Source organism: Nocardiopsis xinjiangensis YIM 90004 (assembly GCF_000341145.1).
In the GTDB taxonomy this organism is placed as follows: Bacteria; Actinomycetota; Actinomycetes; order Streptosporangiales; family Streptosporangiaceae; genus Nocardiopsis; species Nocardiopsis xinjiangensis.
Genome location: NZ_ANBE01000028.1, coordinates 120216 through 130314, shown reverse-complemented (window position 1 = coordinate 130314; position 10099 = coordinate 120216). Strand labels below are relative to the sequence as shown.

The 10099-nt window shown below is 69.7% G+C and carries 11 protein-coding genes; 4 read left to right on the top strand and 7 right to left on the bottom strand.

What is annotated here, in order from left to right; all coding sequences use genetic code 11:
• The 5 genes from D473_RS24885 to D473_RS0114340 form a co-directional block, all read right to left on the bottom strand.
• The coding region (locus D473_RS24885) for a biotin/lipoyl-containing protein (protein ID WP_338044151.1) at positions 1-242 on the bottom strand (242 nt) is incomplete at its 3' end.
• A 105-nt stretch (positions 243-347) separates the two neighbouring features.
• Positions 348-1724, bottom strand: coding sequence for a dihydrolipoyl dehydrogenase (gene lpdA / locus D473_RS0114360; RefSeq protein ID WP_017609759.1), 1377 nt, complete (start codon positions 1722-1724; stop codon positions 348-350).
• A gap of 134 nt (positions 1725-1858) precedes the next feature.
• A complete protein-coding gene (locus D473_RS0114355; RefSeq protein ID WP_083918012.1) occupies positions 1859-3379 on the bottom strand; it encodes a leucyl aminopeptidase in 1521 nt (506 codons plus the stop codon).
• Positions 3380-3689: 310 nt separating this feature from the next.
• Positions 3690-4496: an adenosylcobinamide-GDP ribazoletransferase gene (locus tag D473_RS0114345; protein WP_017609757.1), complete on the bottom strand. Its 807-nt coding sequence runs from the start codon at positions 4494-4496 to the stop codon at positions 3690-3692.
• On the bottom strand, positions 4493-5482 hold the full coding sequence (locus D473_RS0114340; RefSeq protein WP_017609756.1) for a bifunctional adenosylcobinamide kinase/adenosylcobinamide-phosphate guanylyltransferase: 990 nt from the start codon (positions 5480-5482) through the stop codon (positions 4493-4495). Before D473_RS0114340 ends, D473_RS0114345 begins: the two co-directional genes overlap by 4 nt.
• 205 nt (positions 5483-5687) lie before the next feature.
• On the opposite strand from D473_RS0114340, the gene D473_RS0114335 reads away from it, so the two are divergent.
• Entirely contained in the window at positions 5688-5891 is a 204-nt protein-coding gene (locus D473_RS0114335; protein ID WP_026126952.1) for a hypothetical protein, read from the top strand.
• Between the two features lie 125 nt (positions 5892-6016).
• On the opposite strand, the gene D473_RS0114330 is transcribed toward D473_RS0114335, so the two are convergent.
• Positions 6017-7021, bottom strand: a complete 1005-nt coding sequence (locus D473_RS0114330) for an aldo/keto reductase family protein (RefSeq protein WP_026126951.1) — start codon at positions 7019-7021, stop codon at positions 6017-6019.
• 137 nt (positions 7022-7158) lie between these two features.
• The gene (locus tag D473_RS0114325) at positions 7159-7803 is read right to left on the bottom strand and encodes a DUF3043 domain-containing protein (protein WP_017609753.1); all 645 of its coding nucleotides are present in this window, start codon (positions 7801-7803) and stop codon (positions 7159-7161) included.
• Between the two features lie 117 nt (positions 7804-7920).
• Here D473_RS0114325 and D473_RS0114320 point away from each other — a divergent pair, with 117 nt between their 5' ends.
• The 3 genes from D473_RS0114320 (at position 7921) to htpX (ending at position 10095) form a co-directional block, all read left to right on the top strand.
• The gene (locus D473_RS0114320) at positions 7921-8679 is read left to right on the top strand and encodes a PspA/IM30 family protein (protein WP_083918011.1); all 759 of its coding nucleotides are present in this window, start codon (positions 7921-7923) and stop codon (positions 8677-8679) included.
• Positions 8676-8954, top strand: coding sequence for a PspA-associated protein PspAA (gene pspAA / locus D473_RS0114315; RefSeq protein ID WP_017609751.1), 279 nt, complete (start codon positions 8676-8678; stop codon positions 8952-8954). Before D473_RS0114320 ends, pspAA begins: the two co-directional genes overlap by 4 nt.
• Before the next feature lie 214 nt (positions 8955-9168).
• Positions 9169-10095, top strand: a complete 927-nt coding sequence (htpX, locus tag D473_RS0114310) for a zinc metalloprotease HtpX (RefSeq protein ID WP_017609750.1) — start codon at positions 9169-9171, stop codon at positions 10093-10095.
• Positions 10096-10099: the final 4 nt, after the last annotated feature.

The window sequence follows — 10099 nt, the reverse complement described above, 5'->3', positions numbered from 1 at the left end:
TCGCCCTCGCCGCCGATGACGGCGATCTCGGCACCGATGTCGACGGTCTCGTCCTCGTCGACGAGGATCTTGCTGAGGACGCCGGCGACCGGGGACGGGATCTCGGTGTCCACCTTGTCGGTGGAGACCTCGAGGAGCGGCTCGTCCACCTCGACGGTGTCGCCCACGTTCTTCAGCCACTGGGTGACGGTTCCCTCGGTGACGCTCTCACCGAGGCCGGGCATGGAAACGGAAGTCGGCATGGGTTCCTCGTTGGATCTGGACGCGGTCTCTGCCCAACGACTCGAATGGGCAGCGCGGATGTGGCGGGGGCGGGCCCGCTCGGGACCCGCCCCCCGGTGGTGCGGTCAGTCGTGGACGTGCAGCGGTTTGCCCGCGAGAGCGAGGTGGGCCTCGCCCAACGCCTCCGACTGGCTCGGGTGCGGGTGGATCAGCTGCGCGACCTCGGAAGGCAGCGCCTCCCAGTTGTAGATGAGCTGCCCCTCGGCGACCAGCTCGCCCATGCGGGAGCCGACCATGTGCACGCCCAGCACCGGGCCGTCCTTCTCGGCGATGACCTTCACCGCACCCTGCGTCTGCAGGATCTGGCTCTTGCCGTTGCCCGCCAGGTTGTAGTTCATCTCCACGATCTCGTGGCCGCGTTCCTCGGCCACCTTCGAGGTCAGGCCCACGGACGCGACCTCGGGCTCACAGTACGTGACGCGGGGAACACCGTCGTAGTCGATGGCCGGCGGGTTCTGGCCGGCGATGTGCTCGGCGACGAAGATGCCCTCGGCGAAACCGACGTGGGCCAGCTGCAGGGTGGGGATCAGGTCCCCGACCGCGTACACGTTGCCGACACCCGTGTGCAGGTTCTCGTCGACCTGGACGAAACCGCGGTCGAGCGTGATGCCCTGCTCCTCGTAGCCCAGGCCCTCGGAGACCGGGGCGCGGCCGATGGCGACCAGGAGGACCTCGGCCTCCAGGGTCTTGCCGCCCTCGAGGGTGACGGCCACACCGGAGTCGGTGGTCTTGACCGACTCGAACGGCTTGCCCAGCTCCGACTTGATCTTGCGCTTGCGGAAGGCCCGCTCCAGGATCTTGGAGCTGGACTCCTCCTCGACGGGAACGAGGCTCTTGAGCGCCTCGACGACGGTGACCTCGGTGCCGTAGGACCGCCACACGCTGGCGAACTCCACACCGATGACACCGCCGCCCAGGACGATGGCGGACTCGGGGACACGGTCCATCGTCAGGGCCTGGTCACTGGTCATGACCTTCTCGCCGTCGATCTCCAGACCCAGGGTCTTGGGCTTGGAACCGGTACCCAGCAGGACGTTCTTGCCCTTGTAGACCTTGCCGTCGACGGTCACCTCGTCCTTGCCGGTGAGCTTGCCCTCACCCTCGACGACGGTGATCTTACGGGCCTTGATCAGCCCGGACAGGCCCTTGTACAGGCCGTCGACGACCTTGTCCTTGTACTTGTTCACGGCCCCCATGTCGATGCCCTCGAAGGTGGCCTTGACGCCGAAGTTCTCGCTGTCCTTCGCGGAGTCGGCGACCTCGGCCGAGTGCAGGAGGGCCTTGGTGGGGATGCAACCACGGTGCAGGCAAGTGCCGCCGAGCTTGTCTTTTTCGATCAGGACGACGCTCATGTCGAGCTCTGCGGCGCGAAGCGCCGCCGCGTAGCCGCCGCTGCCGCCGCCAAGGACGACGAGGTCGAAGGTGCCGCCGCTCTCACTCACGGGAACGAACTCCTTGTTGTGGTGGCTGGTGATTCAGGTGGTGGTAGGACCGAGCCGCCCACCGGAGGGCGGTGCGGCGGCACGGTCGCCGCGGGTGGGAGGCGTCCCGGCTCAGAGGCACCTCCCGCACGCGGTCACTTGCGGGCGTACTCCTCGGCGATGCGGACCAGGGTGCGAGTCCCCGTGCCCGTACCGCCCTTGGGGGTGTACCCGTGTGGTCCGCCGTGGTTGAACGACGGACCGGCGATGTCGAGGTGGGCCCAGGAGACCCCCTCGTCGATGAACTCCTTGAGGAAGACACCGGCCGAGAGCATGCCGCCCCAGCGCTCGCCGGCGACATTGGCGATGTCGGCGACCGACGAGTCCAGGCCGGCACGCAGCTCACCGGGCAGAGGCATGGCCCAGGAGGCTTCACCCTCTGCACCAGCGGCCTCGACGATGCCGTCGCGCGCCTCGTCGTCGTTGCCCATGACCGCGAAGACGCGGGTGCCGAGAGCGACGAGCTGGGCGCCGGTCAGCGTGGCGATGTCCACGACCAGGTCCGGGCCGTCCTCCTGGGCACGCACCAGTGCGTCGGCCATGACCAGGCGGCCCTCGGCGTCGGTGTTGAGCACCTCGACGGTCTTGCCGCCGTACATGGTCAGCACGTCGGAGGGGCGCTGGGCGGTACCGCTGGGCATGTTCTCGGCAACGGCGAGGTAGCCGACCGCGTTGACCTTCAGGCCCAGGGTGGCGATGGCGCGCATGGCGGCGAGCACGGAGGCCGCGCCGGCCATGTCGGACTTCATCCAGTCCATCGAACCCGCGGGCTTCAGGGACAGGCCGCCGGAGTCGAAGGTGATGCCCTTGCCGACGAAGGCGATGGTCTTCGTGGCCTCGGGATGACTGTGCTCCAGACGGATCAGGCGCGGCGGGTTGACCGAGCCCTGGCCCACACCGGTCAGGCCGCCGTAGCCGCCCTCGGTGAGCTCCTGCTCGTCCAGAACCTCGATCTCGAGGTTCGTTTCCTGGGCGAGGGCCTGCGCAGCCGAGGCGAAGTCCTCGGGGACCAGGTCGGCCGGGGCGGTGTTGACCAGATCGCGGCTGTAGTTGACACCCTCGGCCAGCACCGCGGCGCGCTCGGCGGCGGCCTCGGCACCGGAAGCGGAGGAGACGAGGGTCAGCGTCGCGGACGCTGCCTCGTCCGCCTTCCGCCGGGCCTGGTCGCTGGTGCGGTAACGGTCGAAGGTGTACAGGCCGAGTTGGGCGCCCAGGGCGACGGCACCGGCCTGTTCCGCGCTCTGTGCGGGCAGGGCCAGCGCGACACGGCCGGCGCCCTCGGGGCGGGCGGCCAGGGCGCGCAGAGCGGCGCCGGCGGAGCGGGACAGGACGTCGGAGCCGACCGGGCCGTCGGTGGGCGCCGGGCCGAGACCGACCGCGACGACGACCGGGGCCGGGACGGCTCCGAGGGAAGCAATGGTGTGCACCTCCTCAGGCGCGCCGCCCGCTCCCAGGAGCGACAGGGTAGGGGCGAGGCCGCCGGTGAAGGCGGCATCGACGTCATGAGCGCCCGACGCGGGCTCCGGGGCATCGCCTCCGGAGTGGTAACCGACGACGATGGCGTCGGTGTCGAGCGTGCTGGGGGACTCCGTAATTACTGACAACGTCGTGCTCACGCCAACGATGCTAGTCGCCCGGTGTGCCCGGCGGCGACCCGGCGCCCCGTGCTCTTCGCGGCGCTGACACGGAGCTCGGGGGTGCTGCACGGGTCGGGCCTTCCCCCCTGGTGGCTCCGGCGCCTGCGGGCGGTGAGGGCCCCTCTCACCGCCGGTGGGGGCTCCTCTGGAGGTTCGGCCCGGGCCGAAGGGCTGTGCCCCGGTAGGGGAGTGATGAAACTCCGTGTGAAAAAATGTGATCATGCCGACACGGCTTCTCCGGGAACAGGAGCCGTGCCGGGAAAGGCCTGGTGGGCACCGCCCGCAGGGTTCACACCCACGAGGCGGACGCCGCCAGCACCACGAGCACAGCCGTACCGGACGACTCCGTCAACGATCCCAGGACGTCTCCGGTGATCCCGCCCAGGCGACGTACACAGTGCCGTAGCAGGACCCCGGCGACCGCCAGACCCGCCACCGTCGCAAGCACACCGCCCAGGATCCACGGCCAGGACAGGAACCAACCCGACATCCAGGCCAGAAGGAGCGCAGCAGAGGCCAGAGCCAGACCACGGGCACGCACACTGCCCGCGACGAAAGCCCCCAGACCCTCCTTGTGCGCGGAAGGGACCATGGGCATGCACGCACAGGTCGTGGCCGCCCGGCCCACCGTCCCGGCCAGCACGGCCCCCGACAGCGCCGCCGCGGGGGAGAGCGCCACCAGCTGTCCCAGTGCCAAGGTCTGGGCGCCCAGAGTCACGATGAGCGCCACGACCCCGAACGGGCCGATGTCGGAACGGCGCATCACCTCCAGGGCCCCCTCGGGCCGGAGCGCACTGCCCAGACCGTCGGCCACGTCGGCCAGCCCGTCCAGGTGCAGCGCTCGTGTGGCCAACGCACCCAGCCCCACACCCAGCAGGGCCGCCAGGGTCGGCGCCAGCCCCAGCCAGGAGCCGGCTACCGCGAGGAGGCCGCAGGCCAGGCCCAGGAACGCGCCCAACCACGGCGCCCACGCCATGGCCCACCCGGCCACGGCCCGGTCCAGACGTCCGGCCCGTACCGGTACGGCCGTGAACGTGCCCGTCGCCATACGCGCGCCGTCGACCACGTCGGCGAGGGGTCCCACAGCCGGGGTCACGGGAGCTCCACCACACGCCCGGCGGTGGCCAGCACGACCTCCTCGGACTCGGCGCCCACCCACTGGTTGAGCCGTCCCAGGTGATCGCGGAAGAGGCGGCCGGCCCGGGTCGCGGGGACCACGCCCGAACCGACCTCGTTGGTCACCGCCACCACATAGGCCCCGGTGTTGCGCCAAGCCTCCAACAGGCCGCGGATCTCCGACTCCAACGCTTCCTCGGCGCCCTCGGGGGCCTGCTCGGCCCACAGACCGTGGCGGTCCAACGCTCCGGTCAGCCAGGTGCCCAGGCAGTCGATCAGGAGCGCGCCGCGCGTGTGCAGGAGCAGCGTCGCCAGATCGGAGGTCTCCTCGGTGTGCCACCACCACGGCCGCCGTTCCTCGTGCAGGCGCACGCGAGCGGCCCACTCGGGGTCCTGCGCCTCGTCAGGGACCGGACCCGTCGCGGCGTAGACGACCCGGGGCTCGGCGAGCAGGCGCACCTCCGCCTCGGTGGACTTGCCCGACCGGGACCCGCCGGTCACGAGCGTGCGGTGCGGGCCTTTCGGGCGCGACTCCGGCCACACCGAGGGAGGGCAAGGCATGTCACTGCCGTCACTGGGCGCCAGGGCGCCCCACAACCGGGCCCGGCGGGCGAACTCCTCGGGTGAACGGACCCGGTGGTCGCCGCCGACCGCGACCACGGCGGTGGTCACGCCGATCACGCCCGAGCGGCGCAGCTCTCCGATGGTCTCGGGCCGTTGAGCGGCGTCCACGATGACCATGTCGACCTGCTGGGGCGGTGCGGAAGCGTAGCTGGAGGTGCCGGGTCCGGCGTCGGCCGGCGGGTTTCCGGGCAACGGTCCCGGAGTGGAACGGGCCAACAGCAGCCTGCCGCCGATCGGGCCCTGGACGAGGGTCCCGTCGGGGGTGGAGGTGACCGTGTAGTTCGGCGGCACCGGACCCACCGCGCCGCCCTCGCGGACACGGAAGCGCTCGTCCACGGTCACGCGCAAGGGCAGACGGCGGTCGGCCTGGGCTTTGTTGCAGGAGGAGCAGGTGCATTGCGGAGCCGGCCAGCCCGCATGTCCCGCTGTCCCCGGAAATCGGATACGCACCTGACGAAGTTAACCCCATCGCGATGCCCTCTTTGGTTAAGCTCGGCACGGATCACGGCGACCGAGGCCGTGGTGTCCCCGACGAAGGGTGGTCAACATGGCGTGGACCTGGCGCTACTTCGGGCCCGACGGCGACGAGTTGGAGCAGGGCCTGCCCTCGGAGTCGTTCACCTCCCGCGGAGACGCCGAGAGCTGGCTCGGGGAGAACTGGCAGGAGCTCACCGACGGCGGTGTGGGGCGCGTCGCCCTCATGGAGGAGGACCGCAAGGTCTACGCGATGTCGCTGGAGCCGGCCGAGTAGCTTTCCGGGCGCCGCGTCCGCCCCGGCGCGGCGCTCCTGCCCGGGCACGCACCTTTCCCTGAGCATCCGGGCGCACGAGGGCCCCGGCGCCGACGGGCACCGGGGCCGCATGTGGCCACCGGACCTCAGCCGCGGACGTTGTCCGGGCTCTTGGTCAGGGAGGGGTCGCGCAGGACGCTGTCGCCGAGCACCTCGTCGATGCGGGCCATGAGCCCGGCATCGAGCTCGACCCCCGCCGCCTGCACGTTCTTCTCCACCTGCTCGGGCCGGGAGGCGCCGATGATCGCGGTGGAGACGTTGCGGTTCTGCAGCACCCAGGCCAGCGCGAGCTGGGACATGCTCAGCCCTGCTTCGGCGGCCAGCGGCTCCAGACCCTGGACCCGTTCCAGCAGTGCCTGGTCGGAGACCTTGTCCGCCAGGAACTTCTCGGACTTGGGGTCGGCGGCGCGCGATCCGCTCGGCGGCTTCTCACCCGGCCCGTACTTGCCGGTCAGCACACCGCCGGCCAGCGGCGACCACACGAGCTGTCCCAGGCCCTCGCGTTCACTGACGGGCACGACCTCGCTCTCGATGACCCGCCAGATCATGTTGTACTGCGGCTGGTTGGACACGAGCCGGTCGAAGCCCATCTCGTCGGCGATCTTCAGCGCACGTTCGATCTCCTCGGCCCGCCACTCCGAGACACCGATGTAGAGGACCTTGCCTTGGCGGACCAGGTCGTCGAAGGCCCGCATCGTCTCCTCGAGCGGGGTGGTGTGGTCGAAGCGATGGGCCTGGAAGAGGTCCAGGTAGTCCGTACCGATACGCCGCAGGGAGTCCTCCGCACCGCGCACGATGTGTTTGCGCGAGAGTCCCCTGTCGTTCTTGCCCTGCCCCATGGGGTTGAAGACCTTGGAGAAGATCTCCAGTCCGTCGCGGCGCTCGCCCTTCAGGGCCCGGCCCAGGACCTCCTCGGCGCGCCCGCCCGCGTAGACGTCCGCGGTGTCGAAGGTGGTGATGCCGGCGTCGAGGGCCGCCCGCACGCACTTCTTGGCGGTCTCCTCCTCGACCTGCGAGCCGTGGGTGATCCAGTTTCCGTACGCGATCTCGCTGACCATGAGACCGCTGTTGCCCAGATGCCGAAATTCCATGACGGCACCCTAGCGCCGCAGCCGCCGTGGTGAACCGGCCGGACACCCCTCCGACCGGCCCCGGCATGAGTGAGGGGCCGGTGCGTGCACCGGCCCCGTCTCACGTGTACTGCGGACTTACTGGGACGAGTGGTCGTTCAGCGTGCTGCGTGGCGCGGGGTCGGGTCGTCGCCGACCTTGACCTCGGGCTTGGGCAGACGCAGGCGTCGGAACTGGAGCTGGCGCATGGCCACGTACCAGCCGATGCCCTTCAGGGTGGGGTCCTCGGGGAAGTACTCGGACGCGCGGCGCTTGATCGCGCGGCCGGTCATGATGGCCTCGAAGATGATCGACACCATCATCAGCGGCCAGAGGATGTAGGCCACACCGATCTGGAAGAGCGGGTTGTTGATGAACAACAACGCGATGATCACGATCGAGAACGGTAGGAAGAACTCGCTGACGCTGCGCCGGGAGTCGACGTAGTTTCGGGCGAAGGCCCGCGCGTCACCGTAGTCCTGTCGTCTGTAGTACCTCTCCTGCCCCTTGGGAGCGCCGGAACGCCGGGCGTCGCGCCCTCGTTCACGTTCGAGACGATCCCGGTAGGCCCGGTACGCCTCCTTACGCGTTTGCGGGGCGTTCAGCGGTCGGCGCAGGTCCTGTTGGGATTCCTTGCGCTTTGGGGTGGGGACACCCTTCTTGGGGGTATATCCCTTAGGTTGGGTGGCCTCAGTGGCCTCAGGGCTGGCGGACTCGGCAACAGCCGAATCCGTGTCTGCGGAAGCGGAGCGACGTCGGAACACACCTTCAGGGTAGCCGGTCACCGCTTTATGGCGACCGCGGGCCAGACCGCGTAGGGTTGGGCAGAGCGCCCGCTGGGAACAGCCGATGTACGGACCGAGAAGGGGACGGCCACGCCGATGAGCGTGTTTCAGCGACTTTCGATGATCTTCAAGTCCAAGGCCAACAGGGCCATGGACTCGGTCGAGGACCCCAGGGAAACACTCGACTACTCATACCAGAAGCAGCTCGAACTCTTGCAGAAGGTTCGCCGTGGGGTGGCCGACGTCGCGACCTCCCGCAAGCGGGTCGAGCTCCAGATCCAGCAGCTCGAGCAGCAGTCCGGGAAACTGGAGAGCCAGGGCCGCACCGCCCTCGAACAGGGACGGGAGGACCTCGCTCGCGAGGCCCTGACCCGCCGCTCCGGGCTCACCAGCCAGGTCGAGGGCCTGCGCGAGCAGCACGCCAACCTCCAGCAGGAGGAGCAGAAGCTCACCACGGCCGCTCAGCGCCTGCAGGCCAAGGTGGACTCCTTCCGCACCCGCAAGGAGACCATCAAGGCCAACTACACCGCCGCCCAGGCCCAGACGCAGATCAGCGAGGCCGTCTCCGGTATCTCCGAGGAGATGGGCGACGTGGGCATGGCGGTACAGCGTGCCGAGGACAAGACCAGCGACATGCAGGCCCGAGCCGGGGCAGTCGACGAGCTGCTCGCATCCGGTGCCCTCGACGACGTCACCGGTTCTTCCAAGGACGACATCCAGTCCGAGCTGGACCGCATGGCCAGCACCACCGGTGTGGACTCGGAACTGGAGCGGATGAAGGCCGAACTCGGCCAGGGCGACGGCGGCTCCGCCCCGCAGATCGAGGGTGGCAACGGCCAGAAGGAGGGCTCGTGATCGTCCGCATCATGGGTGAGGGACAGCTCGACCTGACCGACGCCGACCTCGATCTGCTCAACTCCTACGACGACGCTTTGGAGCGGGCGATCGCGTCCGGCGACGAGGCGACCTTCCGCAAGGCCCTGCACGACCTCCTCGAACGGGTCCGCCAGGACGGCGAGTCCCTCGACCCCGACGCTCTGAAACCCTCCGAGTACATCCTCCCGCCCTCCGACGCGAGCATGGAGGAGGTCCGGGACATGCTCCAGGACGACGGGCTCATCCCCGGCTGACCGACCACGGGGTGAACCGCCCGTCGGCCCCCGTCCAGGCCGTCCGTACGGACCCGGTCCCACGCATGCGCCGCCGGCCGCCGCGACCACAGTGTCCCGGCGGCCGCTGCGTTGTGGGACCGATCACTCCAGGACACGCGGACGAGTGCTTTAACCCGCATCTCACCTCCGAGAACTACACTTCCGACGAACCGTCGCGGGGAGGAGACCACACATGGCGGGTTCCAAGTTCAGGCCGGACCGCGGTCTCACGACCCGGATGGTCCTGACGATGGTGCTCTTGTTCCTCGTCTACGTGCTGTTCGTCGTCGGGCTGGTCGCCGCCGGACTCAATATCTGGCTGGTACTCGTCCTCGTGGCCGCCTTCGCGGCCTTCTCCTACTTCTCCTCCGACAAGATCGCCATGTTCGCCATGGGCGCCAAGGAGGTCTCGCCCCAGCAGGCGCCCGAGCTGCACGCCGTCGTCGACCGGCTGTGCGCCATGGCCGACATGTCCAAGCCCCGGGTCGGTATCGCCGACACCGACGTGCCCAACGCCTTCGCGACCGGCCACAGCGAGAAGAGCGCGGTGATCTGTGTGACCACCGGGCTCATCCGGCGCCTGGAGGGCCCCGAGCTGGAAGCCGTCGTCGCCCACGAGCTGTCCCACATCGCGCACCGCGACGTCATGGTCATGACCATCGCCGGGTTCCTCGGCATCGTCGCGGGTTTCCTCACCCAGGCCGGCCTGCGTTTCGCCATGTTCAGCGGTGCGGTCGGCGGGCGCGGCAACAACAACGGCCCCGCACCCGCAGTCGTGGCCCTGCTCGTGGTCCTGGTCAGCGCGGTCGCCTGGGCGTTGAGCTTCCTGCTCACCCGGGCCCTGTCGCGCTACCGCGAGCTCGCCGCCGACCGCGCCGCGGCCTACCTCACCGGGCGCCCGTCCATGCTCAGCAGCGCACTGAGCAAGATCACCGGGGACATGGCACGCATCCCCACGCGCGACCTGCGTCAGGCCGAGCCGTTCAACGCCTTCTTCTTCGCCCCGGCGTTGTCCGAGAAGGGCTTCAGCTTCAGTCGGCTCATCGCCACCCACCCGCCGGTCCAGCAGCGGGTGGGCCGCCTCGCCGAGATCTCGCGGCAGCTCGGCCAGGGACACTGATCCG